19 protein-coding genes and 1 pseudogene are annotated in these 24,428 nt (G+C 55.9%); 5 read left to right on the forward strand and 15 right to left on the reverse strand.

Annotated features, from left to right (window positions below; all coding sequences use genetic code 11):
* Nucleotide 1: 1 nt before the first annotated feature.
* Nucleotides 2-1,105, reverse strand: a complete 1,104-nt coding sequence (locus N7220_RS19955; RefSeq protein ID WP_283149288.1) for an anhydro-N-acetylmuramic acid kinase — start codon at nt 1,103-1,105, stop codon at nt 2-4.
* Between the two features lie 200 nt (nt 1,106-1,305).
* Here N7220_RS19955 and tyrS point away from each other — a divergent pair, with 200 nt between their 5' ends.
* Both tyrS and N7220_RS19965 read left to right on the forward strand, forming a co-directional pair.
* Nucleotides 1,306-2,544 (forward strand): tyrosine--tRNA ligase, encoded by a 1,239-nt coding sequence (tyrS, locus tag N7220_RS19960; protein WP_283149289.1) that lies wholly within the window; start codon nt 1,306-1,308, stop codon nt 2,542-2,544.
* A 186-nt stretch (nt 2,545-2,730) separates the two neighbouring features.
* Nucleotides 2,731-3,036: a hypothetical protein gene (locus tag N7220_RS19965; protein ID WP_283149290.1), complete on the forward strand. Its 306-nt coding sequence runs from the start codon at nt 2,731-2,733 to the stop codon at nt 3,034-3,036.
* On the opposite strand, the gene N7220_RS19970 is transcribed toward N7220_RS19965, so the two are convergent.
* From N7220_RS19970 to N7220_RS20010, 9 genes and pseudogenes are all read right to left on the reverse strand, one after another.
* On the reverse strand, nt 3,015-3,932 hold the full coding sequence (locus tag N7220_RS19970) for a histone deacetylase family protein (RefSeq protein WP_283149291.1): 918 nt from the start codon (nt 3,930-3,932) through the stop codon (nt 3,015-3,017). The two genes, N7220_RS19965 and N7220_RS19970, sit on opposite strands and share 22 nt — an antisense overlap.
* A gap of 19 nt (nt 3,933-3,951) precedes the next feature.
* A complete protein-coding gene (gene lolD, locus N7220_RS19975) occupies nt 3,952-4,683 on the reverse strand; it encodes a lipoprotein-releasing ABC transporter ATP-binding protein LolD (RefSeq protein WP_283149292.1) in 732 nt (243 codons plus the stop codon).
* Nucleotides 4,676-5,911, reverse strand: a complete 1,236-nt coding sequence (locus N7220_RS19980) for a lipoprotein-releasing ABC transporter permease subunit (RefSeq protein ID WP_283149293.1) — start codon at nt 5,909-5,911, stop codon at nt 4,676-4,678. Before N7220_RS19980 ends, lolD begins: the two co-directional genes overlap by 8 nt.
* Nucleotides 5,912-6,025: 114 nt before the next feature.
* Nucleotides 6,026-6,817, reverse strand: a complete 792-nt coding sequence (pflA, locus tag N7220_RS19985) for a pyruvate formate-lyase-activating protein (protein ID WP_283149294.1) — start codon at nt 6,815-6,817, stop codon at nt 6,026-6,028.
* 165 nt (nt 6,818-6,982) lie between these two features.
* Nucleotides 6,983-7,153, reverse strand: a pseudogene (locus tag N7220_RS19990) (glycine radical domain-containing protein); the annotation flags it as partial.
* A 79-nt stretch (nt 7,154-7,232) separates the two neighbouring features.
* Nucleotides 7,233-9,548 carry a formate C-acetyltransferase gene (gene pflB / locus N7220_RS19995; protein WP_283149296.1) on the reverse strand — a complete coding sequence of 772 codons (2,316 nt, stop codon included), beginning with the start codon at nt 9,546-9,548 and terminating at the stop codon, nt 7,233-7,235.
* A 363-nt stretch (nt 9,549-9,911) separates the two neighbouring features.
* Complete coding sequence (locus N7220_RS20000) at nt 9,912-11,504, reverse strand: peptide chain release factor 3 (protein ID WP_283149297.1); 1,593 nt, start codon at nt 11,502-11,504, stop codon at nt 9,912-9,914.
* Nucleotides 11,505-11,560: 56 nt separating this feature from the next.
* The gene (locus tag N7220_RS20005; protein ID WP_283149298.1) at nt 11,561-14,467 is read right to left on the reverse strand and encodes a PAS domain S-box protein; all 2,907 of its coding nucleotides are present in this window, start codon (nt 14,465-14,467) and stop codon (nt 11,561-11,563) included.
* 6 nt (nt 14,468-14,473) lie between these two features.
* Nucleotides 14,474-16,387 carry an ATP-binding cassette domain-containing protein gene (locus tag N7220_RS20010; protein WP_283149299.1) on the reverse strand — a complete coding sequence of 638 codons (1,914 nt, stop codon included), beginning with the start codon at nt 16,385-16,387 and terminating at the stop codon, nt 14,474-14,476.
* A 290-nt stretch (nt 16,388-16,677) separates the two neighbouring features.
* On the opposite strand from N7220_RS20010, the gene N7220_RS20015 reads away from it, so the two are divergent.
* The 3 genes from N7220_RS20015 to N7220_RS20025 all read left to right on the forward strand — a co-directional run bounded on the left by N7220_RS20015 (nt 16,678) and on the right by N7220_RS20025 (nt 18,841).
* On the forward strand, nt 16,678-16,938 hold the full coding sequence (locus N7220_RS20015) for a hypothetical protein (protein WP_283149300.1): 261 nt from the start codon (nt 16,678-16,680) through the stop codon (nt 16,936-16,938).
* A gap of 73 nt (nt 16,939-17,011) precedes the next feature.
* Nucleotides 17,012-17,263, forward strand: a complete 252-nt coding sequence (locus tag N7220_RS20020) for a hypothetical protein (RefSeq protein WP_283149301.1) — start codon at nt 17,012-17,014, stop codon at nt 17,261-17,263.
* 129 nt (nt 17,264-17,392) lie between these two features.
* On the forward strand, nt 17,393-18,841 hold the full coding sequence (locus N7220_RS20025) for an MltF family protein (RefSeq protein ID WP_283149302.1): 1,449 nt from the start codon (nt 17,393-17,395) through the stop codon (nt 18,839-18,841).
* 70 nt (nt 18,842-18,911) lie between these two features.
* Here N7220_RS20025 and N7220_RS20030 read toward each other — a convergent pair whose 3' ends face one another.
* From N7220_RS20030 to minC, 5 genes are all read right to left on the reverse strand, one after another.
* The gene (locus N7220_RS20030) at nt 18,912-21,479 is read right to left on the reverse strand and encodes a [protein-PII] uridylyltransferase (RefSeq protein WP_283149303.1); all 2,568 of its coding nucleotides are present in this window, start codon (nt 21,477-21,479) and stop codon (nt 18,912-18,914) included.
* A gap of 19 nt (nt 21,480-21,498) precedes the next feature.
* A complete protein-coding gene (map, locus tag N7220_RS20035) occupies nt 21,499-22,308 on the reverse strand; it encodes a type I methionyl aminopeptidase (protein ID WP_283149304.1) in 810 nt (269 codons plus the stop codon).
* A gap of 95 nt (nt 22,309-22,403) precedes the next feature.
* A complete protein-coding gene (gene minE, locus N7220_RS20040; protein WP_283149305.1) occupies nt 22,404-22,664 on the reverse strand; it encodes a cell division topological specificity factor MinE in 261 nt (86 codons plus the stop codon).
* A gap of 3 nt (nt 22,665-22,667) precedes the next feature.
* Entirely contained in the window at nt 22,668-23,477 is an 810-nt protein-coding gene (gene minD / locus N7220_RS20045; protein WP_283149306.1) for a septum site-determining protein MinD, read from the reverse strand.
* Between the two features lie 85 nt (nt 23,478-23,562).
* Nucleotides 23,563-24,285 (reverse strand): septum site-determining protein MinC, encoded by a 723-nt coding sequence (gene minC / locus N7220_RS20050; RefSeq protein WP_283149307.1) that lies wholly within the window; start codon nt 24,283-24,285, stop codon nt 23,563-23,565.
* Nucleotides 24,286-24,428: the final 143 nt, after the last annotated feature.

Consider the following 24,428-nt stretch of genomic DNA (forward strand, 5'->3'; position numbering starts at 1 on the left):
ATCAAGCTGGCCAGATGGCACCCAGAATGCGCGGACCATGCGCGCCGGTTACTTCCGGCAAATTGGCCGGTTGCCGCGCCAGGCAGCGCCAGGCCAGCCAGGCAAAGGCATAGGCTTCTACCCAGTCCGGATCAACACCCAGTGCAGCGGTGGTTTCCACACGTTGGCTTGGCAACCATTGGCGCAATTGCTGTTGTAGATGCAGGTTGTGAGCGCCTCCACCGCAGAGATAAACCGAAGTGGCGTGCGGCGCATGCGCGCGGATTGCATCGGCAAGGGTCCGGGCGGTCAGGGCACTCAAGGTGGCCTGTACGTCTTGCGGGGCGTGACTGTAGCTGGTCAATTGTCGCCGCAGCCATTCACCATGGAACAGATCGCGACCGGTGCTTTTCGGCGGCAATAGCGCGAAATAGGGCTCGGACAACATGGCTTGCAGCAAATCCGCCTGCAAGTGCCCTTGGGCCGCCCAGGCACCGCCCGCATCGTAGTGTTCACCGCGGTGCTGCAGCGTCCACATATCCATCAGGACATTGCCCGGCCCGGTATCAAAACCGATGATCGAGCCGCTTTGGTCCAGAATGGTGATATTGGCAATGCCGCCGATATTGGCAATGACACAAGGCTCGCCAGTATGGCCAAAGATGGCCTGATGAAACGCCGGGACCAGCGGCGCTCCCTGACCACCAGCCGCAATGTCGCGGCTGCGAAAATCACCCACAACCGTAATTCCGGTTAGTTCGGCCAGTCGCGCGTGGTTGCCCAACTGCACGGTGTAGCCGACTTCTGGCCGGTGCCGCACGGTTTGGCCGTGATTGCCAATGGCTTTGATGTCTGCTGTGGTGAGATGGCTTTGTACCAACAAACGCGAAACTGCCTCGGCGTATAGATCTGCCAAGGTATTCCCAGCCATATGGGCCAGATGTAATTCGTCCTCGGAACGCGCCTGTAACTGCATTAACAAGGCGCGCAGCTGTTCTCCCAACGGCAACGCCACAGCCGCGTGCAATCGGGGTTGGCCACCGGAAAAATCCACCAGCGCGGCATCTACCCCATCCAGACTGGTCCCGGTCATCAGGCCGATATAGAAATCATGGTTCGCGGTCATGGGGTTTTCCAGTGGGTTAATCGCCTTGTCCGAGGCGACGGCGCGCTTGGCAGGTAGGGGAAAAGGGCGAATTGCAGTAGAATTGCGCGTTTATTGCATCCGTTTCCGGGCTCAACGCGCACTAGAGCGTAACAAAGCTGCCCGGCTATGCCAATCAACTGGAACGCCGCATCCGCTTCCAGACATCAGATCGAACTGCCATGACCGTACAAGAAAAAGCGCCGCTGCATCCGGACACTCTCGCCGCCCTGCAAATCATCAAACGCGGTGCCGATGAAATCCTGCCAGAAGACGAACTGATCAAAAAGCTGGAACGCAGTCGCACTACCGGGGTGCCGCTCAAGATCAAGGCTGGTTTTGACCCGACAGCGCCAGATCTGCATTTGGGCCATACGGTGCTGATCAACAAAATGCGGCAGCTGCAGGATCTGGGGCACGAAGCGCAATTTCTGATTGGCGACTTTACCGGCCGCATTGGTGATCCAACCGGCAAAAACACTACCCGGCCCCCGCTGACCGAAGAAGACGTCAAGCGCAACGCCGAAACCTACGAACGCCAGGTTTTCAAGATTCTGGACCGCGAAAAAACCCGCGTCATGTTCAATTCGACCTGGCATAACGAACTGGGCGCGGCGGGCATGCTCAAGCTGGCATCGTCCATTACGGTGGCGCGCATGTTGGAGCGGGACGATTTCTCCAAGCGCTTTGCCAATAATCAGCCCATCGCTGTGCATGAGTTCATGTATCCGCTGCTGCAGGGTTATGACTCGGTAGCGATGGATGCAGATGTTGAACTGGGCGGCACGGACCAGAAATTCAACTTGCTGATGGGCCGCATGTTGCAGCAGCAGCATGGCAAAGAGCCGCAAGTGGTGCTGATGATGCCACTGCTGGAGGGGCTGGATGGCGTCAACAAGATGTCCAAATCGCTGGGCAACTATATCGGCATCGATGAACCGGCCAACGAAATTTTCGGCAAGGTGATGAGTGTTTCCGATGTGCTGATGTGGCGTTATTTTGAGTTGCTCTCGTTCCGGCCGATGACCGAAATCGAAACCTTCAAGGCAGAGATCGCTGCAGGTCGCAACCCGCGTGACGTAAAGGTGTTGCTGGCACAAGAGCTGGTTGCTCGTTTTCACTCGCAAGCGGCCGCCGAAGCTGCGCTCACCGACTTTGAAACCCGTTTCCAGAAAGGCGCGATGCCGAATGAAATGCCCGAGTTCACCCTGGCAGCGGAAGGCGAAGGTTTGCAGATCGGTAACGTTCTGAAAGAAACACAGCTATGCCCGTCTACCTCGCAGGCGTTCCGCGATATTCAGGCGGGTGCGGTGAAGCTGAATGGCGAAAAAGTGGCAGACAAAAATCTGCTGATCGCCAAAGGCGAAACCGTCGTACTGCAAGTAGGCAAGCGCAAGTTTGCACGCGTGACGGTCGGCTGATTGTTGGTTTGAGTAGTTAACAAGCTGGCAAGCCGAAGCAAGGGAAAGGCGAGGGTAGTTGACCTCGCCTTTTTTGTTTTCTTTCAACGGGATGCAGAGACGCCGAATATTGTATTTTGTTACTGAATTACAGATTGGCACGCAGTATGCTTGTAGTTTTGTAACGCAATTACGATGGACCGCAGGATGAGTACTCTGGAAATCCCCCGCCCACGACGCGCTTTGGGGGTAATGCGTCGCATGCAATGTGGCTATCCGATTCTGGAAGCCGGGCCGTTATCCATGACCACCTACCTGGATGGCTACGGTCCCGAGGCCGCAATGTGGCTGAGCTTTTTCAATCACTACGGCTGGGTTACACCACGCGAATGGACCAACGGCATTCGGGCGTGGGTACTGTCGGATAAAGGCCGGTCGGTGCTGGAGCAGGGTGAAAACTGGTGGCAACAACTCAGTTGGTCGCAACGCCTCTATGTATGCTTCTTCGGCTGAGCCGTAGCAGCAAATAGTGTTACCGCAGCCTGCAAAGTTGCGGCATGAATGGCTACGGTCTGGTTGATATCCCGACCGTACCCACCTCCCATGGTGATGGCTACCGGCACATCAAATTGCTGGCAAAGTCCAAGTACATACTGATCCCTTTGCAGTATGCCTTGGGCTGACAATCCCAAGCGCCCAAGGCGATCTCCTTCCCAGGCATCGGCCCCGGCTAAATACAGCACCAGATCGGGGCGTTGTTGCTGCAATAGCGCGGGTAAAGTGCATTCGAGTTGCGCGAGGTAAGTGACATCATCGCAAGCGTCCGGCATTTCGATATCCAGATCACTGCGAGCTTTTTGAAACGGGAAGTTGTTGGCGCCGTGAATGGATAGCGTAAACAGCGCTGGGTCATCCGCCAGGATATCTGCCGTGCCATTGCCCTGATGCACATCCAGATCAATCACCAACGCGCGGCGGATCAGGCCTTCCCGCTGTAACACCCGCAGCGCCACGGCGCTGTCGTTGAAGACGCAAAACCCGCTACCGTGATCTGTGTAGGCGTGGTGCGTGCCACCCGCCAGATTTGCACCGCAGCCTTGCAGCAACGCCGTGCGGCAAGCGGCGAGCGTAGCGCCGGTAGAACGGCGTGACCGCTCCACCAACTCAGCTGACCAAGGCAACCCCAAAACACGCTCTTCGGCCTTGCTAAGCTGGCCGTCCCGCAGTTTTTCCAGGTATTGAGCACTGTGCGCGGTGAGCAATTCGAAGTCTGTGGCCGCCGGAGCGGTCTCGATCAAATCCGCAGCAAACGTGCTGACCGCCTCAAACAGCAAACGATATTTTTGTGCGGGAAAGCGATGGCCAGGCGGTAACGGCAGCGGATATTGATCGGTGCGAAAAATAATCACCGCGTACCTCGCGCCCGGATTACAGGGTCAACCCGCTGACCAATTGATGCAGATGGCCATCGGTAAGCTGCAATTGCCGCTGGCAACGCTGGGCCAAGGTGACATCGTGGGTCACGATGATGAAGCTGGTTTGCAGCGCCCGGTTTAATTCCAGCATCAAACCGAATACCGTTTCTGCAGTGCCCCGATCCAGGTTGCCGGTGGGCTCATCGGCCAGCACACAATCGGGCTCGGTCACCAGCGCGCGGGCAATGGCTGCACGTTGGCGCTCGCCGCCAGACAATTCGCCTGGTTTGTGATGGCTACGACGTCCCAGTCCGACTCGTTCCAGCATGGCCTCGGCTTGCTTGAGCGCCGCTGCTTTGGGCATACGCCGGATCAACAAGGGCATGGCGACGTTTTCGGCGGCGGTGAATTCCGGCAGCAGATGATGAAACTGGTACACAAAACCCAAGTGGCGATTCCGTAGCTCACCACGTTTGCTATCGGGCAGTGTGAACGGATTGGCTCCCAGGATGCGTACGCTGCCAGCCGATGGCACATCCAGCGCGCCAATCAAATGCAGTAACGTGGATTTGCCAGAACCCGATGCACCAACAATCGCTACCGTTTCGCCCTTGGCCAGCGTGAGGTCGACGTTGCTCAGCACGTGGGTTTCCAGCTTGCCGCTGATATAGCTCTTGCTGATACCTTGGGCCTGGATCACCAGATCGGAAACGGTGGTTGGCATGGCTGTTGGCTGCTTATTCATAGCGCAGTGCCTCCGCCGGATTGACACGGGAGGCGCGCCAGCTTGGATAAATAGTGGCGAGCAGCGCCAGCACAAGCGAGATCAGACCGATGCTGCTGACATCGCTCCATTCCACTTTGGAGGGCAACTCGGTAATCAGGTAAACGTCTGGCGAAAGGATGTGGGTGCCCAAGATGCGTTCAATAAACGGGACTATCGTGCCAATGTTCAGAGCGACCAATACACCGCCGAATACGCCGGTGAATGTGCCAACAAAGCCAGAGACCGCACCCTGAATCATGAAGATTTTCATGATCGAGGCCGGTGATGCGCCTAGTGTGCGCAGGATGGCGATATCAGCTTGTTTGTCGGTGACGACCATAACCAGCGTGGACACCAGATTGAACGCAGCCACGGCCACGATCAGGGTCAGAATCAGAAACATCATGCGTTTTTCAATTTCTACCGCGCGGAAATAGGTGGGGTTTTCCATGCTCCAGTCGCTAACCATCTGGTTCGGCATCTGGCCAGCCATTTCCAGCGCGACATTGCGCGCCAGCAAAGGATCATCCAGCCGCAAACGCACCCCCGAGATGGCATCACCCATGCGGAACAGCTTTTGCGCGTCGGACATTTCAATCAGCGCTACGCCCGCGTCGTAGGGGTAGTAATCCGCACGAAACAAGCCGACCACGGTGAACTGGCGAAAACGGGGAATCAATCCGGCGGGGGTAACTTGGCCATCCGGTGTGATCAAAGTGACCTTGTCGCCGGGACGAACACCCAGATCATTGGCCAGCTGCCAGCCCAAAACCACACCAAAGGTCCCGGGGATCAAGTTGGTGAGTTTGCCGCCGTAAACGTTGGCAACCGCCGGGCTGACGCCAGGTTCTTGCGCGGGGTCGATGCCTCGAATCAACGCACCTTTGACCTGACCACCCGCAGTCAGCAAGCCCTGGCCCAGCACATAAGGCGCGGTAGCTTTGACATGCGGATTTTTGGCAGCCTCTTGCGCCACGGTTTGCCACTGTTGCAGATGATTGTCTGCACCGCTGATTTGTACGTGGGCGGCCATGGCCAGAATGCGATCGCGCACCTCACCCTGGAAGCCGTTCATGACGGACAGCACAATGATCAGCGCGGCAACGCCTAGCGCGATACCCAATATGGAAATCAGGGAGATAAACGAGATAAAGCCGTTGCGCCTTCGCGCTCGGGTGTAACGCAGGCCGATCAGGAGTTCGTACATGGGCAGGGGACTTGTTCAAGGCAGGGCAAGTTTAACATGCCTGCCGCAAAACGCCCCACGAATCCGGAAATGGCCTGCGCGGGGCATGGGGTCATCCTGAAAGGCGATTTCAGCTTAGTAGGTGATTAGCCCGTGCTTGCGAAATTGCTCGCGTACGCGATGGGTCAGTTCGGGCGAAGGCGGTTGAACGTTGGTGAGTTCGTAATCCAGCCCGAGCTCTTGCCACTTGGATTCGCCCATTTTGTGAAAGGGCAATACTTCTACTCTCTCGACATTGCCCAGGCTGGCCACGAAAGTGGCAAGACCTTCCACATCGTCTTCGAAGTCCGAAAAACCGTGCACTAGCACGTAGCGCAGCCAAACCGGCTTTTTCATGGCGGCTAAACGTTTGGCGAACAGCAAACTGGGTTCGACCGGTTTTCCGGTAAGACGCTCATGCCGCTCGTTGTTGAATTCCTTGATATCCAGCAGCACCAGGTCAATAGGTTCAAACCACTCATCTGGCAGGTTGCCAGACAGGAAGCCTTGGGTGTCGAGCGCAGTATGCAGTTTCAGTTCGTGTTTGGCGCGACGGAAGATTTCACCGGTAAAATGGGCTTGCATCATCGGCTCGCCACCGGAAATGGTCAGGCCACCGGCCACACGCAAGAAACTGGCGTATTTGCCGATCTCCGCAATGACATCATCGACTGTGTAGACCTTGCCGTTATGCAGCTTCCAGGTATCCGGGTTATGGCAGTACAGGCAGCGGAACTGACAGCCACTCACAAATAGGGCAAAGCGCATACCCGGACCATCGACCGCAGCGCCGGTCTCGATGGAATGCACAAAGCCAACCTGGCGGCCCTGCGCATCGTAAGCGGCAGGGGCGATCTCGCCGACCTTTTTCAGTTCGATGGTTTCCATGTGATCTCCGGGGTGCAAATTCTGATTTTTATGGGTTTGCCCAAGGGCCAACTGGGGCCGACTGGCAAAACCAGCAGGCGATAAAGCATATATAAAACGGACCGGGGGCAAATGCCATACCGGTCCGCGATTTGATGGGTCAGCGGTAAGGCTGACGCGCTACGGTTATACCGTTGCGTGGAAAGTGCGGTTGATCACGTCCAGCTGCTGCTCACGCGTGAGCTTGACGAAATTCACGGCATAGCCGGACACACGAATTGTCAGTTGCGGGTATTTGTCTGGATTTTCCATTGCGTCCAGCAGAGTGTCCCGATTCAACACATTCATGTTCAGGTGAAACAATTGATTCTGAGCCATTTCGAAATCCTTGTTACCGGGATGCCGGAGTAAAACTCCGGACATCCCTCTTGCTGGTTTAAACCCGATCGTGGAACGTGCGGTTAATCACGTCCATTTGTTGCTCGCGGGTCAGCTTCACAAAATTGACGGCATAACCAGAAACACGCACGGTCAGTTGTGGGTAGTTTTCCGGGTGCTCCATCGCATCCATCAGGGTGTCGCGATTCATCACATTCATGTTCAGATGGAACAGCTTGTCCATGGCAGTTTCAACGGCTTCAGTTGCAGCACAAGCCGAACCACCACCTTCACCGTGCGGGCCAAACAGACCGTCAATCGAGGCAGCCAGAGTCTTGATACGGTCTTGCGGGTTGTGACCCAGCGAGTCCGGTGTCATCGAGGCTGTCCATGAAATACCATCCAGCGCAGCTTCGTATGGAATCTTCGAAACTGAGAAGCCCGCAGCGATAAAGCCGTTTTCATCCCGACCATTCATTGGGTTGGCACCCGGTGAGAACGGTGCACCTGAACGGCGACCATCTGGCGTGTTACCGGTCTTCTTGCCATAAACCACGTTAGAGGTAATGGTCAGTACGGACTGGGTTGGCGTGGCGTTACGGTAGAAGGCCGGTTGGGCTTTGATCTTCTTCATGAACGATTCGGTCAGCCATACCGCGATGTCATCGACACGGTCGTCGTTATTGCCGTATGCAGGGTAGGTGCCTTCGATCTTGTAATCGACAGCCAGACCGTTTTCATTACGGATAACGTGAACCTTGGCGTGCTTCACGGCCGACAGCGAGTCCGCTGCGACTGACAAACCGGCGATACCACATGCCATGGTGCGCAGGATATCGCGGTCATGCAGGGCCATTTCGATGCGTTCGTATGCATATTTATCATGCATATAGTGGATGCAATTGAGCGCCGTGACGTAAGTCTTGGCCAGCCAGTCGAGCATCAGGTCGTACTTGGGCAGGAGTTCGTCATAGCTCAGCACATCACTCTTGATTGGCTCAAAACCCTTGGCCACGACTTTGCCGCTCTTTTCATCCACGCCGCCATTGATGGCATACAGCATGGCTTTAGCCAAGTTGACGCGAGCGCCAAAGAACTGCATTTGTTTGCCTACGGCCATTGCCGAAACGCAACATGCAATTGCGTAGTCATCGCCCCATTGCGGGCGCATCAGATCGTCGTTTTCGTACTGGATGGCAGAGGTATCAATCGACACCCTGGCGCAGAATTCTTTAAAGCCCTGCGGGAATTGAGTTGACCACAACACAGTCAGATTAGGTTCTGGTGCAGGCCCGAGGTTGTACAGGGTATGCAATACACGGAAGCTACACTTGCTGACCAGAGGGCGACCATCCAGGCCAACGCCACCAATCGATTCGGTAACCCAGGTCGGATCGCCGGAGAACAGTTCGTCGTACTCTGGTGTGCGCAGGAAACGCACGATCCGCAGTTTCATGACCATGTGGTCAATCATTTCTTGCGCTTCGGCTTCGGTGATGCGGCCTTCTTTAATGTCGCGCTCAATATAGATATCGAGGAAGGTCGAGATACGACCGATAGACATAGCTGCGCCGTTTTGTTCTTTCACGGCAGCCAGATAGCTCAGATACAGCCATTGCACAGCTTCTTGCGCGGTAGCAGCAGGACGAGCCAGGTCAAAGCCGTAGGACTTGCCCATTTGCTTGAGTTCAGCCAGCGCCTTGATTTGTTCCGACAGTTCTTCACGCAGACGAATGACTTCTTCGGTGAACGGAACGTTATCCAGTTCAGCCTTTTCACGTTTTTTATCCGCGATCAGGAAGTCCACGCCATACAGTGCCACACGGCGATAGTCACCGATAATACGGCCACGTCCATAGGCGTCAGGAAGACCGGTGATCACGCCCGAACTGCGGCAAGCCATGATTTCCGGGGTATAGGCATCAAATACGCCCATGTTGTGATCTTTACGGTATTTGGTAAAGATTTCGGTAATCAGCGGGGACTCTTCAAAGTGGTAGGCTTTGAGGGAGTTTTGCACCATGCGCAGACCGCCGTTTGGCATGATGGCGCGGCGCAGCGGGGCATCGGTTTGCAAACCAACAATGGTTTCCAGATCTTTGTTGATATAACCTGGGCCGTGCGAGGTAATCGAAGAACCAACCTGAGCGGAGACTTCCAGCACGCCGCGTTTGCGTTCTTCTTTCAGCAGGACGGAGAGTTCGTTCCAGAGTTGGGTGGTGCGTTCGGTCGGTCCGGCAAGGAAGCTGTCATCACCATCGTACGGGGTATAATTTTCCTGGATAAAATCGCGGGTAGCGACTTTTTTCTGCCACTCGCCAGCGGTAAAACCACGCCAGGCTTCAAGCTGCAGATTAACTTCCGGTGCGTTCATGGTTTGATGCTCCTTGGTGACTGTCTGTTTGACATAAACCTTCAGACTACTCCCCCAAAGGGTTCACCTCAGGGGCCTTAGATGCAGTTAGAATAGCACCGCGCCACGGGGAAAGCCTGGCAAATATCTACACAGATCAAGAGCTTATTGAAGCTGGAATTTATTGATCTGCGTCAATAATTTGACTGGGAATGTGATGCAGAATGAATATTCTCGTAGTTTTATTTCGTAGTTTTTGCTGGTGTTGAAGAGACAATTGCAGGAAGTGTCCTCTAAGGCTCGAACAGAATCGGCAGATTGCAAGCGCAATAAAAAAAGCACCGGATAGCCGGTGCTTTTTTTATTGCGCTACAACCAGAGCCGTTAAAGAGTAACGGCGTGTTCCCGCGTTTCGTGGAACACGATTTCGGGCCAGCGTTCCTGAGTCAATGCCAGGTTGACCCGGCTGGTTGCCAGATAGGCCAGGCTATTGGCTGCGTCACGGGCCAGATTGTTTTCGAGCGCCCGTTCAAATTCGGCCAGGCGTTTGGCATCAGCACACGAAGCCCATCGCGCGGTATAGATGGTCACCGGTTCAAACATGGCATCAACGCCGTATTCGTTGGCCAACCGGCTAGCCACCACTTCAAACTGCAGCACGCCCACGGCACCCAAAATCAGATCCGAGCCATTCAGTGGCTTGAATACCTGCACGGCGCCTTCTTCACCCAGTTGCTGCAAGCCTTTCTGCAATTGCTTGATTTTCAATGGGTTGCGGATACGTACGATGCGGAACATTTCCGGTGCAAAGTAAGGAATGCCGGTAAAGCCCAGCACTTCGCCTTCAGAGAACGAATCGCCAATCTGGATGTTGCCGTGGTTGGGCAAACCAATAATGTCGCCAGCATAGGCTTCTTCGACTTGTTCACGCCCTTGCGCCATAAAGGTCACCACCGAATTAGCCGCGATTTCCCGGCCCAAGCGCAAGTGCTTGAATTTCATGCCCCGTTCAAATTGGCCAGAACAAACGCGCAGAAACGCAATCCGGTCGCGATGGCGCGGGTCCATATTGGCCTGAATCTTGAACACAAAAGCAGAGAACTTCTCTTCGGTTGGCGAGACTGCACGCGCTGTAGCATCACGCTCTGCCGGAGCCGGGGCCCAGTCAATCAGTGCGTTCAGAATTTCACGCACGCCAAAGTTGTTGATGGCCGAGCCAAAGAACACCGGCGTCAGATTGCCGGAGAGGAACTCGCCCAGATCAAACGGGTGCGAAGCGCCGCGCACCAGATCCAGTTCCATGCGGGTTTGTTCGATTTCCAGCGGAAACAACTCATCCAGGCGTGGGTTATCCAGGCCTTGAATAATCTCGTCAGCGTCACTGGAGCGGCCTTCGCCCGACTTGAACAGCAAAACCTGGTCGTTGAGGATGTGATACACCCCGCGGAAAGTCTTGCCCATGCCGATAGGCCAAGTGACCGGAGCGCAGCGAATCTTCAGGACTGATTCGACTTCATCCAGCAATTCCAGGTTGTCGCGCACTTCACGGTCATATTTATTCATGAACGTGATGATCGGGGTGTGGCGCAAGCGGCAAACGTTCAGTAACTTGATGGTTTGCTCTTCCACGCCTTTGGCCGCGTCAATCACCATCAGTGCTGAATCGACAGCGGTCAGCACGCGATAGGTATCTTCTGAGAAGTCCTGGTGGCCTGGAGTGTCGAGCAGATTGACCACGTGATCGCGGTAATCAAACTGCATGACCGACGATGCAACCGAAATACCGCGTTGCTTTTCGATATCCATCCAGTCCGAAGTGGCAAACTTGCCGCCTTTCTTGCCCTTGACGGTACCGGCGAGCTGAATCGCACCTGAAAACAGCAACAGTTTTTCAGTCAGCGTGGTTTTACCGGCATCGGGGTGAGAAATGATGGCGAAGGTACGGCGGCGCGCAACTTCGCGAGCAATATCGGGCATGGTCTGGGGCAGTTGAAAGCGAAACCGGCAATTGTACGGCAAAGCGTCGGTGGCGGCTAACCGACGGTGCTGGCCGTCAGTTGTTGCTCCATTTGCAGCAGTACGGTAAATACCGCGCCTCCGTCGGGGTGGTTGCACGCGGTCACGCTGCCGCCGTGGTCTTCCATGATCTGCTTGCTGATTGCCAGCCCAAGACCAGTGCCGCCAGCCTCGGCCCGTACCCGCGCGCTCTGGATGAACTTGTCAAAGATGGCATCCAGTTCGTGTTCCGGAATGCCGGGTCCATGGTCACGCACGGTCAAACCGACCGCAGCGGCGCCTGATGCCAGCGTCGCCTGTTCCAGATAGCGGATTTCGATAACGCTATCGGGCGGACTGAACTTGATAGCGTTGGATAACAGATTAACCACCACCTGCATCAGTCGCGCCTGGTCAAATACGGCGTAGAGCGGTTCGCTGTCGTCTTCAATATCCAGCCGCAGATTGAGCGTGCTGAGTAGCGGGGCAATTTCAGAGGCAGCGCCTTGTACTGCCAATTGCAGGCAGTGCCGGGTTTTGTCGTAGCGCATCTTGTTGGCTTCAAGACGGGACATATCCAGCAAGTCATTCAGCAGCACCAGCAAGCGGTTGCCGCTGGAATGAATGCGCTCAAAATAGCGCCCCAACGCGCCTGGCTCACCGCGACTGGCCTTGGAAATGCCCATTTCCGAGAAACTCAGAATTGCGTGCATCGGCGTGCGCAGTTCATGCGACATGTTGGCGAGGAAGGCCGATTTGGAGATATTGGCTTCTTCCGCGGCATCTTTGGCTTCAACCAGCTTGCGTTCAATATCTTTCAGATGCGAGATATTGGTCAGGAACGCAAAGGCGTATTCCAGGTTGTGTTGCTCATCCAGAATGGCGGCCGAACTCACCAGGAAAGGCTGACGCTCGCCATTGGCGTCAACCAGCGTCACCTCAGACAACCGGTTTTCACCGGCACTATCGTTGACCAATGACACCGGGAAAATCTGCAGTGCGGGCTCGCCCCAGATGGTGTGCGGCTGCTCGCCGATCAAGTCTTCGCGCCGCAAGCCCAGCACCTGGCAAAAGGCGTGGTTTACATCGACGATATGACGATGGGTATCGATCAGGATAAAACCGTCGGCCGTGGTATCAATAATGGTGCGTTTCAATCGCTCGGACTGGCGTAGCGCCTGTGCGGCAATACGTTGGGCGGTGACATCTTCGATGACCGTGATCATGCCTTTGCCAGGGTCGCCAGGCACCAGTGCTTTGGCGTACATCATGGCCCAGAAGCCTGAGTGATCGCGGCGGAACAATTCGATTTCGCCGCGAAACACACCGCCGGTATTGATGCGGGCCCAGATGGTGGTGGCTAGCTCGTTGTAACGCGCCTCAGACCCATGAATGACCCGCGTGGGCAGACCAATGATGTCGCTGGCGGCGTAGCCGAACAATATTTCAAAAGCCGGATTAACCAGGCGAATGGTATTGCGCACCGACAACATGATGGCCAGCGGACTGGCATCCAGCACTGTACGGATTTCTGCCGTGCGTTCCAGCACTAGATCTTGCAAGTGGTCGCGGTGGCGCCGCAGTTCGCGTTCGGAGTTTTGTTGCTCGGTGATATCGCGCACCGTGCTGCAGATATACGCTTCCTGAAAGAACTCCACGTAATTGAAAGTGATTTCAACAGGCTGCAGCGCGCCTTCCTGATTACGCTGATGCGTAATGTGGACCATCCGTTTTTCGAGTCGCAGACGCTGCCAGAATTCCTGCCATTGCGGGTCGGTAATGTGTGGATAGAGATCAAGAAAACGTAGCTTGAGCAGTTCGTCGTGGCGGTAGCCTGTGGTGGTTGAGGCCGCCCGGTTGGCGTAACGCACAAACGCTTGGCGATCAGCCCACAAAATAACGTCTGGCGCTTCATCAACGGTGAACTGGGTAAGGTAGAGCCGAGACTCGATCTGCTCGACTCGCTTGATTTGCCGTAGCAGCAAGAACAGCAAAACGCTCACGACCAGGATCAGCACCAGTGCCGATACGGCGCGCCCCAGGAGGTCGCTGTGAAATTTCTGCAGCACGATGTCCAGATCGGACGTCACCATCACGATGATCGGTAGTTCGCCTTCCGACACCAGGAAAGTAACCAGCGTGTCGCTGCCGGACTGGGTGCTGTCCATGTAAAACGCGCCGTGATTCTGGCGGCTTTGTTCAAAACGCGAGACATTGGCGCTGCGTAAATTGCGGCCCAGTTCTCGGGTATCCAGCGGGTAATTCAGTAGCAAGATGCCGTCGTTGCGCAACAACTTGATATGCGTGCCCGCTGGCAGCTTGAGTGAGCGATAAAAGCGGTTGAAATAGTCAGGCTCGATGCCAGCGACCACCGCGCCGCCAAAACTGCCGTCAGGCCGGTCAACGCGATGTGAAACCGGAATATTCCAGGTAGCGGTGATTTTGCCAATCAGCGGGCCGGAGACCAGAAAACGCGGGTCGGTGCTGTCGCGATGGTATTGCAGCCACGCGCGATCAGAAAAGTCGATATCGTGTGCGCCCGGATGCGCTGCACTACTGCGCACCACACCCTGTTCATCGACCGTCACGATATCGCTGATTTGCGGAGTCAGCCGCAACTTGTTGCGTAGCTCGCGGGAGATTTCCTGCGCGTCGGCATTGCCAACACCGCCAGCAATTTCCAGCCGGTCCACCGTGCCTTGAATGGCTTGCTCGGCCGAGATGAACGTGCGGGTGGTGTGCTCATCCAGCGAGCGGGCCAGCAGCAGATTCTGCCGCCGCGCCTCATCCAGACTGGCATCGTAATCACGCAGGGTGAGCCAGGCGAGTATCAGTCCGCAGATCAGCAACAAGATCACGTAAAACGCCACCAGCCCGACTCGCATCGGGCGTAGTGACGATTGGCGCGGCAGGGTGGGTCCGCGTGGGCTGAACAGCCAGGCCATGAATGTTTAGCGCCGCGCTTCCAGTTGTTCCCAGCGTTCCAGCTTTTCCATCAAGCTGGTTTCAATGAGTTCTACCCGATTTTGCATCTCACGTGCCTTTGTTGGGTCGTTCCGGTATAGATCCGGGCTTTGCATTGCATCGTGCAAACTGACTTGTTCCTCTTCCAGCGCGGCGATCTCGGCAGGCAATTTCTCCAGTTCGCGCTGCTCATTAAAGCTGAGGCGGGCAGGGCGCTGGCGATTGCGATCAGCCTGTTTGTCGCCGGCATTGGTCGATTCTTTGGCGGGCGAACTGCTCGCTGCAGCGCTTGCGGCCCGGGCTTGCATCATCCGGGCACGCGCTTGCTGCCAGTCGCTATAACCGCCAGCGTTCTCCAGCAATACGCCGTCGCCCTCAAAAGCTACAACCTGGGTGACCACGTTGTCCAGGAATGCCCGGTCATGTGAGACCAGAAACACAGTGCCCGGATAATCAATCAGCAACTGTTCCAGCAATTCGAGAGTGTCGATGTCTAGATCGTTGGTGGGTTCGTCCAGCACCAGCACGTTGGCCGGACGGGTAAACAGGCGCGCCAGCAACAGCCGGTTGCGCTCACCCCCCGACAAAGACCGCACCGGGCTGCGTGCGCGCTCAGCCGGGAACAGGAATTCTTCCAGATAGCCCATGATGTGTTTGCGGGCGCCGCCAATTTCGACGAACTCGTTACCTTGGCTGACCACATCGGCCACGGTGGCGTTTTCGTCCAGTTGCTCACGGAACTGGTCGAAATACGCCACTTCGATTTTGGTACCGCGTTGAATGGTGCCGGAATCAGCTTCCAGTTCGCCCAGCACCATCTTCAGGAAAGTGGTTTTGCCCACGCCGTTCGGGCCGACCAAACCAATCTTGTCGCCACGAATCAAGCGACTGGTGAAGTCTTTCAGAATGATCTTGCTGCCGAAGGACTTGGTGGCGTTTTCAAACTCGGCAATCAGCTTGCCTGAGCGCTCGCCCGCATCCAGCTGGAACGAGACATTGCCAATGCGTTCACGCCGCGCTGCGCGTTCGCGACGCAGTTTTTCCAGTTGCCGCACGCGGCCTTCATTGCGGGTACGACGCGCTTCCACGCCTTTGCGAATCCAGACTTCTTCTTGCGCCAGCACTTTGTCGAACTTGCGATTTACCGTTTCTTCCTGGGCGATCAGTTCGGCCTTGCGCACTTCATAGGTCGAGAAATTGCCTGGGAAACTGGCGATATTGCCGCGATCCAGCTCGATGATGCGCGTGGCGACATTATCCAGAAAGCGTCGATCGTGAGTAATAAACAGCACGCTGCCGGAGAAGTTGTTGAGCAAACCTTCCAGCCATTCAATGGCGCTGACGTCCAGATGGTTGGTCGGCTCATCCAGCAACAATATTTGCGGCTCGCTCACCAAGGCGCGAGCCAGCGCTACGCGTTTTTTCCAGCCGCCCGACAATTCGGAGACCAGCGTTTGTGGTGGCAAACCCAGATGGGTAAGAGTGCCGGCGATCAGCACATCAAAACGCCAGCCATCGCGAGCTTCCAGTTCGTGCTGCAAATCCATCAGGCGGGACAACGCCTCTTCACTGCCGTCTTGAGTTTCGGCGCAGGCGTGGTAATCAATCAGAATCTGCCGCAAATCGCCCAAGCCTTCGGCGACGGCTTCAAAAACAGTTTGGCCAGGCTGAAACTCAGGCTCTTGCGCTACAAATGCCAGACGAGCGTTCTGGCTGACACGAATGGCGCCTTCATCCAGCGTTGCCACTCCGGCAATTGCCTTGAGCAAGGTTGACTTGCCCTGACCATTGCGGCCAATCAGCCCAACGCGCTCGCCTTCCTCCAGCGAGAAAGTGGCGTGGTCAAGCAAGGGCCAGTGACCATAGGCAAGGCTGGCATTTTCGACGTAAAGCAAAGGCATTTCAGATTCCTGAACGGTGATCCATAAGGGTTTATGTTTTTGATTTGAGCTTTTACACCCGCTTGGATACCCGCTTTGTGTGGGCTGTATCCGGGCCAATCTGGCGCGACCCGCCATTCTACCAATTCAAACGCCCGCTTGACTGTCTATCCGCGTAATCCTGGTAACATGGTGTGGTTTTCGATACCGTCAGCCTGTTCCTGGTGAGGTAATCCATTTGCCGGGAAAATTCCCAGCGCAATGCCTCGGTAGTCTATGCTGGACCGAAATGACCACCCGGAGGACGCCCCATGGCCCAGAAACTGTTTTACCAATTTGATGCCGATGAACAAACCAGTTTCATCAGCGCATGTGAGCGCCACGGTTATGTTTACGAAGATTTTGATGTGGTTGCCAATGACTCATTCCTGAATGGCAGCGCCGGGGCGCACCAGCGGGAGGTCAGTGTGGCCAGGTTTGACCGCATCAAGCTCTATCTGGGTGAGAGCAACACCGGTTGGCTGCACGAATTTGAAACCGATCTGGCGAAAGGCAATTTTTCCCAGCTCTGAATGAGCGGGGTCGTGCGGTAACGATACGGCAGATATGATAGACGGATTGCCATAATGACAAAGAGAGGGCTGGATGGCGCAAGCGAGTATTGATGATTTGCCTTGGGATCAGCGTGTTGCGCTGGACGCCGCCCTGGAAGCGTTGTCTTTGACCCATGAGGATTTTCGCTTCCGGATTGAAGAGGGCTCATGGTTGAGTCAGAACGGCGTCAATCCAGCACGTATCACGGTGGAACGGCTAGCAGACGGTAAAGTCGAACACTACAGTTTTGCCGACGGCGAAACTAACTGGACGCAACGTCTGGTGCATAATTTCGCGGCATGAACGGCCTGTCTGCGTCTTTCTGCGATAAGGCGAAAGACAGGCGTTATCTGCTACGGCGGGCTCCTGAATTCAACCTTCTGTGATCTGATTACTGGCTTTCGATGCGCGCTGCCCTCTACAATGCTCGCCATGAACCAGGCCAAACCCCTGATTTACCTTTTATTGTTGGCGCTCGCTTTTGGCAGCAGCAATGCAGTTGCTGCCAACCATGGAGGCAAACGCCCACGCGCCGTTGCCAGCCAGAAAAGCGAACATCCGGCACTCAATACTCCCACCGACCTTGGGGATCAGGATTTTGATCCGGCCAATCCGCCGGGGCAGATTCGCGTATTGGTCGCGCTGGGTCCATCCACCTTTTTCTTCCAGAATGGCCGTCCGCACGGGGTGGAGTACGCCATGCTGCTGGAGCTGGAAAAATACCTCAATCGCAATCGCCCCAAGGCCCGTCCGCCGACCAAACTGATGTTTGTGCCGGTCGATGCCGGGGAGTTGATTCCATCATTGCGTGCCGGCAAGGGTGATATCGCCGCCGGTTTGATGCCGGTGAATGAGGGGGCCAAGCAACTGGTGGCATTTACCCAGCCCTATTTGCGTGATCAGTGGTGTGTGGTGCAGAACCGTAACGCCACGCCTTTGACTGACATGCAGTCGGTCAATGGCAAAACACTGACGGAATCCGCTGGTAGTTACGCCCGGCGTCTGTTGCTGGATTACCCCAAGGTCAACGTGCGGGATGCGCCAATGGGCAGCACCGCCGAAAACGTACTCGGCCAGGTGCAGTCGGACGATACCCAAGCCACTTTGGCTAGCCGTTATGTGGTGGATTTATGGGGCAAAAAATTCGAGAAACTGCGCCCTGACGCCTGTATCGACACTAACGTGGACGTAGCGTGGGCGGTCGACCAGGGCAAGCCGCAACTGCTGGCTGAAATCAACCGGTTTATTTCGACCAGTGGTGCCGGTATCGCTGAGCGGGCGCTAAAGCTGACACAGCGCTATTTGCCCAGCGATGCCAAGGTGGCCAATCCTAACCAGCTTAGTGCTTATGACAAGCTCGGTTTCTTTGCACCGATGTTCCAGCTAGTGGCTTCAGCCAACAATATGGACTGGATGTTGCTCGCCGCCATCGGCCAGCGGGAAAGCACGCTCAAACCGGTGATTCGGCAAAATGGCCCGACCGGGTTAATGCAGATCAACCCGTCTACAGCCCGCAAAATGGGCGTAACCAATCCGCACGACAATCAACAGAATGTCACTGCTGCCGCGCGTTACCTGGCGTATTTGCGCGATATTTTCAGCACACCGGGCATAGAGCCGGATGACCAGCTCAATTTCATGATTGCCGCGTACAACGCCGGGGAAGGGCGCATTCAGCAATTGCGCAAAAAGGCCCAGGCGCAAGGGCTGGATCCGAACCGTTGGGAAGGCAATGTGGAGAAAGTGGCGAAGCAGACCGTTGGCAACCGCCTGCTGGATTATGTTTCTACCGTCAATCGCTACTACCTAGCTTACCAGGGTGCATCCCGTGCTGCCTCGGCGCCGCTGGATGCGTCGGCTACGGCGGCTGTCGCTCAATAGATGGAGCGTGCGGTGATTAAAAAACCAACCCGGCATCAGGCCGGGTTGGTTTTTTAATGATAAAGCACGATTACACCTGCAAGGCCGCCAGGAGATCGCCTTCCAGATGGCGCACGGCGCGCTCGTCATCCAGAATCGGCCCGGAAATCAGGAAGTTATCTTCCGCCCGTTCGCCTAATGTCATGATCTTGGCCGACTGGATTTCGATGCGGTTGCTGGCCAGAATGCGGGCGATTGTCGACAGCAAACCGGTACGGTCACCCGCAGTGATCGACAACACCTGATATTGCCCACCGCGCTCATCTGCGCTGATTTCCACGCGCGGTTGAATCGGGAAGTGCTTGAGCTGGCGGGAGACACGCGCTTTACCGCCGGCAACCAGCGGCGCTTGGCGCGCAATCTGGCTGGCCAGTTCGTATTCCACATAACCAATCAGATCGCGATAAGCCTCGTTCGCGTGGTCCGGGATGTACACGTAGAAACTGTCCAGCGCATAGCCGTGGCGCGTGGTGTGAATATGCGCATCAAAAATGCTGTAACCGGCTTTTTCAAAGAAGGCGCAGATGCGCGCAAACAAATCGGCAACGTCTTTGGTGTAAACCATGACTTGCAGACCCTCACCAGACTCCGACAGCTTCGCGCGCACAATGGGCACGTCGGTATCCAGCCGCGAGAACAACTGACGGGTGTGCCAGGCGATTTCGCGGGCGTCATGACGCAGGAAATACACCGTGTCCAGTTGCGACCAGAACGGCTCGTGCACGTCATCGCGCAAGCCATACAGCCGCAGCAGTCGCAAAGCCTCGGCCTGGCGGTCTTCCAGCCACGTTTGCGCCGGGATATTTTTGCTGTTGAGGTAACGCTGGGTCGCTTTGAATAAATCTTCCAGCAGCTTGGCCTTCCACGCATTCCAGACCTTGGGGCTGGTACCGCGAATATCCGCTACGGTGAGCAGATACAAAGCGCTGAGATGGCGTTGGTCGCCCACCATGGCAGCAAATTCTTCCACCACTTCCGGGTCATAAACGTCGCGTTTTTGCGCGAATGACGACATCACCAGATGCTGACGTACCAGCCACGGAATCAGTTTGACGTCATCCGGATGCAGCGGGTGCGCGGCGCAGAAATCTGCGGCAATTTTTTCACCCAAAGTGGAGTGATCTCCACCGCGGCCTTTGCCGATATCGTGGAACAGCGCGGCCAGATATAGCGCTTCGGGCCGATCAAATTCGGCAATCAACCGCGAGCAAAACGGATATTCGTGGGTGAACGCCGCGACCGCAAAACGGCGCACATTGCGCAACACCATCAGGGTGTGTTCATCCACCGTATAGACGTGAAACAGGTCGTGCTGCATGCGCCCGACAATGTCGCCAAATTGCGGAATGTAACGACCCAGCACGCCGTACTGATTCATGCGCCGCAAAATGCGCGTCAAACCTGCCGGTTGCCGGAAAAGGTCGATAAACAATTGCTTGTTACGCGGATTGGTGCGGAAATTGTCATCAATCAGTGAGCGGGCGTGCCACAACGCTCGCAAGGTCTCTGGAGCAATATCGGCGGCATAGTTTTCTTGCTCGAACACCAGGAACAATTCAAGAATGGCAGACGGGTCTTGCTCGAACACGGTCGGATGGGTGATTTCCAGCACCGGTCCGCGCAGCTGAAAGCGTTCGTTGATCGGGGTGATTTCCACGCCAATCTGCGAAAAAATCCGTTTACGCAATGCCTGGACCAGCAATGGCGTGAGCTGGCTGACCACACGCGCTGCCAGATAATACTGCGCCATCAACTGTTCACTGGCCCGCTGCCGGTTGTTGTCGACATAGCCAAAATCTGCAGCCAGCGGGTTTTGGTAGTCGAACAGGATGCGGTCTTCGTGGCGCTTGGCAGTCCAGTGCAACTGGATGCGAATGCAGCGCAAAACCCGCTCCGCGTGGCGCAATTTCTGACTTTCTTCGCGGGTGAGCATGCCCATGGCGGCCAGCTTGCGCCAGTTGTTGCCCAGGCCCAATGCCGCGGCAATCCAGCCAATCAGATGTAGATCGCGCAGGCCACCCGGCGCTTCTTTAATGTTGGGCTCCAACTTGTAGGTCGCACTCAGGAAGCGACCGTATCGCGCCTGTTGTTCCAGCAATTTGGCGTCAAAGAACTCTTTCGGGTCGATGTGTCGGTAAACGGTTTCGCGAAAGCGGGCAAAACGTTGTTGATCGCCCGTCAGGCAACGCGATTCCAGCAACGCCGTTTGCACGGTAATGTCTTTTTCCGCTTCAGCCAGACAATCAGCCATGGTGCGCACGCTGTGGCCCACTTCCAGTCCGATATCCCACAACTCCCCGACAAACACCTCCAGCTTTTCCAGCAAGGCGGGTGACGGTTGATCCGGCAATAGAATCAGCAGATCAATATCAGAGTACGGATACAACTCGCCACGACCATAGCCGCCGACGGCCACCAGCAGCACTTGCCCAGGGAACTGGTGCCTGTCCCACAACTCGATCAGCGTGCGATCAGTCAGATGCGCCAAGGCTTGCAGCAATGGCGCGGCCTTGGACGGGTCGCTGAACTTGCGCCGCAACTCAGCTTTCTGGGCGGCGTGATACTCACGCAGGGCAACGACGGAGCGCAGGGCAGTCATGGCAGGTTGGGGTTCCGGTTTAGCCAAGCAGGTACTGGGCAGGTTTGGCTTGTACGCCAGCCGATGTGGTCAGGATCTCATAACCGGTTTCGGTCACCAGCACGGTGTGTTCCCACTGGGCCGAGAGCGAGCGGTCTTTGGTAACGATGGTCCAGCCGTCGGGCATGGAACGGATTTCACGTTTACCAGCGTTGATCATCGGTTCCACGGTGAAGATCATGCCCGGCTTCAGTTCGATACCGGTGCCCGCCTTGCCGTAGTGCAGCACTTGCGGGTCTTCATGGAAATGGTCGCCAATGCCGTGGCCGCAGAACTCACGCACCACCGAATAACCGGCTTTTTCGGCGTATTTCTGGATGGCCTCGCCAATGTCGCCCAGATGTGCACCTGGCTTGATCTGCTCGATACCGATCCACATGCAGTCAAAAGTGACCTGGGCCAGCCGTTTGGCATGCGCGGGCACTTTGTCACCAACCATGAACATGCGGCTGTTGTCGCCGTGATAGCCATCTTTGATCACGGTGACGTCGATGTTGACCGTATCGCCATCCTTCAACGGTTTGTCGTTGGGAATGCCGTGGCAGATCACGTTATTGATCGAGGTGCAGATCGACTTCGGGTAGGGCGTATACCCCGGAGGCTGATAATGCAGCGGCGCCGGAATGGTGTGCTGCACGTTCACCATGTAATCGTGGCACAGACGGTCCAGTTCTTCGGTGGTCACGCCGGGTTTGACGTATGGGGTAATGAAGTCGAGCAGTTCCGCGCCCAGCCGGCCGGCTACACGCATTTTTTCGATTTCTTCCGGTGTTCTGATAGAAACTGACATTTTGATTTTCCCACGGCCTGGTTAGCCGGATCGCGCAAATGACAAGAGAGGCGATTGCCTCTCTGTGCCTTAACATTTGAAAAGCAAGACGTATCTTACCGCCGGGCAGGCTCTGGCAGCACGATGTTCACTTCCAGTACTTCGAAATCATCTTTCTTTTCGAGTTGTACTTTAATGTCATCGGGATTAATCGCCACATATTTGGAAATGACGGCGATCAGCTCTTTTTGCAACTGCGGCAGGTAATCCGGCGCGTCGCGACCAGCGCGTTCGTGCGCCAGAATGATCTGCAAGCGCTCGCGGGCCACGTTGGCGGTTTTTTTCTTCTCGCCAAAGAAATAACTCAATATGGACATGACTTAACCTCCGAGCAGCCGCTTCCAGAACGGCTGTTTCGGTACTTCGACAAAACGCAGGGGCTTTTCTTCACCGAGGAAACGGGATACGACATCTTTGTATGCCTCCGAGACATCCGAGCCTTCGTTATGAATGGCTGGCGTGCCCGAGTTGGAGGCCTGCAAAACGGCTTCGGACTCTGGAATCACACCAATCAGCGGGATGCGCAACAGATGCTGGACATCATCCAGCGACAGCATTTCGCCCGTGTCGACGCGCTTGGGTGAATAACGGGTAATCAGCAAATGGGTTTTGACCGAGCCACCTTCTTCGGCTTTCTTCGACTTTGCGTCCAGAATGCCGATGATGCGGTCAGAGTCACGTACCGATGAGACTTCCGGATTGGTGGTCACAATGGCTTCGTCGGCAAAATACAGCGCCAGGAAAGCCCCGGTTTCGATACCGGCCGGGCTGTCACACACAATGTAGTCAAAACCGTCGTGAACCAGGTCTTTCAGGACCTTTTCGACGCCTTCTTTGGACAGCGCGTCTTTATCACGAGTTTGGGAAGCGGGCAGGATGTACAGGTTGTCGCAGTTTTTGTCTTTGATCAGCGCCTGACGCAGCGAAGCTTCGCCCTGAATCACGTTCACAAAGTCGTATACCACGCGACGCTCGCAACCCATGATCAGGTCCAGATTGCGCAAACCCACATCGAAATCGATTACCGCAGTCTTGAAACCGCGCAGCGCGAGCCCGGAGGCGAAGCTGGCACTGGTAGTGGTCTTGCCCACGCCACCTTTGCCGGAGGTGACAACAATGATTTTGGCCACAAAAAATCCCCTGTTAGTCTGGATTCGGTCAGTGATTCAGTCGGTTATCCAACTGTCTATGTATAAGGCTAATTCGGGCAGCTGTTTACAAACTCAGCGCTTCGATAACCAGCTTGTCTTCGTTTAGCAACACTTGCGCGGGCTTGGATTTCACCGAGGCGGGCAGGGACTCTTCCAGCGTGCGATACACGCCGGCGATCGACACCAGTTCGGCTTCCATGCAAGTGGTAAAAATTCGGGCATTCACGTCACCGCGGGCGCCAGCCAGAGCGCGGCCGCGTAGCGGTGCATAAACGTGGATATGGCCATCAGCAATGACTTCGGCGCCATTTGAAACCAGTGCCAGCACCACCAGATCAGCGCCTTTGGCGTAAACCTGCTGGCCGGTACGCACCGGCTTGGTGATCACCATGGTCGGGATACGTTCGGCCACTACAACCGGAGCCGGTGCGGCAGGCGCACTGACGGTTGCGGCGGAGACCGTTTCATCGGCCAGCACTACCAGCCCGGCTTCTTGCGCAGCCTGCTGTTGCGCGTCGTTGCCACCGTAGGCCCCAATCGGCTTCAGGCCAAATTGGCACAGCAGATTGACAATGCTGCTGATTTCCAGCGCGCTGGGGCATTGGGGTAACTGATTGAAATTGATAGCGACCTGATCGCCGGTCAGCATGTGCTCGCGACCACCCAGCTTTTCTTGCAACGCAGCTTCAAGCGCGGTGGTGTCGGCGGTGGCGGGAACAAAGGTAAGCAGCTTGAGCCCGATGCTTTTGAATTCGAAGGCGGTAGCGTCAGTACGGGATCGGGACATGGGAAGGGCTGCGGGCCAGACGTTCAAAGGCGAGAGTGTACCGTCTCCCCGCCTGCGGCGGAAGTTATCCACACCATTGAGCGGCGAAACGTTGTCATTTGTTGAAAGCCGGGCGTCTGGTGCGGAAAGTGCGTTGCTGACGG

This window comes from Silvimonas soli, assembly GCF_030035605.1.
GTDB lineage: Bacteria > Pseudomonadota > Gammaproteobacteria > Burkholderiales > Chitinibacteraceae > Silvimonas > Silvimonas soli.

Excerpts from the sequence above, each read along its gene's own strand:
- N7220_RS19955 (WP_283149288.1), bottom strand. The coding sequence starts at position 1,105 with ATGACCGCGAACCATGATTTCTATATCGGCCTGATGACCGGGACCAGT.
- tyrS (WP_283149289.1), top strand. The coding sequence starts at position 1,306 with ATGACCGTACAAGAAAAAGCGCCGCTGCATCCGGACACTCTCGCCGCC.
- N7220_RS19965 (WP_283149290.1), top strand. The coding sequence starts at position 2,731 with ATGAGTACTCTGGAAATCCCCCGCCCACGACGCGCTTTGGGGGTAATG.
- lolD (WP_283149292.1), bottom strand. The coding sequence starts at position 4,683 with ATGAATAAGCAGCCAACAGCCATGCCAACCACCGTTTCCGATCTGGTG.
- N7220_RS19980 (WP_283149293.1), bottom strand. The coding sequence starts at position 5,911 with ATGTACGAACTCCTGATCGGCCTGCGTTACACCCGAGCGCGAAGGCGC.
- pflA (WP_283149294.1), bottom strand. The coding sequence starts at position 6,817 with ATGGAAACCATCGAACTGAAAAAGGTCGGCGAGATCGCCCCTGCCGCT.
- pflB (WP_283149296.1), bottom strand. The coding sequence starts at position 9,548 with ATGAACGCACCGGAAGTTAATCTGCAGCTTGAAGCCTGGCGTGGTTTT.
- N7220_RS20000 (WP_283149297.1), bottom strand. The coding sequence starts at position 11,504 with ATGCCCGATATTGCTCGCGAAGTTGCGCGCCGCCGTACCTTCGCCATC.
- N7220_RS20005 (WP_283149298.1), bottom strand. The coding sequence starts at position 14,467 with ATGGCCTGGCTGTTCAGCCCACGCGGACCCACCCTGCCGCGCCAATCG.
- N7220_RS20010 (WP_283149299.1), bottom strand. The coding sequence starts at position 16,387 with ATGCCTTTGCTTTACGTCGAAAATGCCAGCCTTGCCTATGGTCACTGG.
- N7220_RS20015 (WP_283149300.1), top strand. The coding sequence starts at position 16,678 with ATGGCCCAGAAACTGTTTTACCAATTTGATGCCGATGAACAAACCAGT.
- N7220_RS20020 (WP_283149301.1), top strand. The coding sequence starts at position 17,012 with ATGGCGCAAGCGAGTATTGATGATTTGCCTTGGGATCAGCGTGTTGCG.
- N7220_RS20025 (WP_283149302.1), top strand. The coding sequence starts at position 17,393 with ATGAACCAGGCCAAACCCCTGATTTACCTTTTATTGTTGGCGCTCGCT.
- N7220_RS20030 (WP_283149303.1), bottom strand. The coding sequence starts at position 21,479 with ATGACTGCCCTGCGCTCCGTCGTTGCCCTGCGTGAGTATCACGCCGCC.
- map (WP_283149304.1), bottom strand. The coding sequence starts at position 22,308 with ATGTCAGTTTCTATCAGAACACCGGAAGAAATCGAAAAAATGCGTGTA.
- minE (WP_283149305.1), bottom strand. The coding sequence starts at position 22,664 with ATGTCCATATTGAGTTATTTCTTTGGCGAGAAGAAAAAAACCGCCAAC.
- minC (WP_283149307.1), bottom strand. The coding sequence starts at position 24,285 with ATGTCCCGATCCCGTACTGACGCTACCGCCTTCGAATTCAAAAGCATC.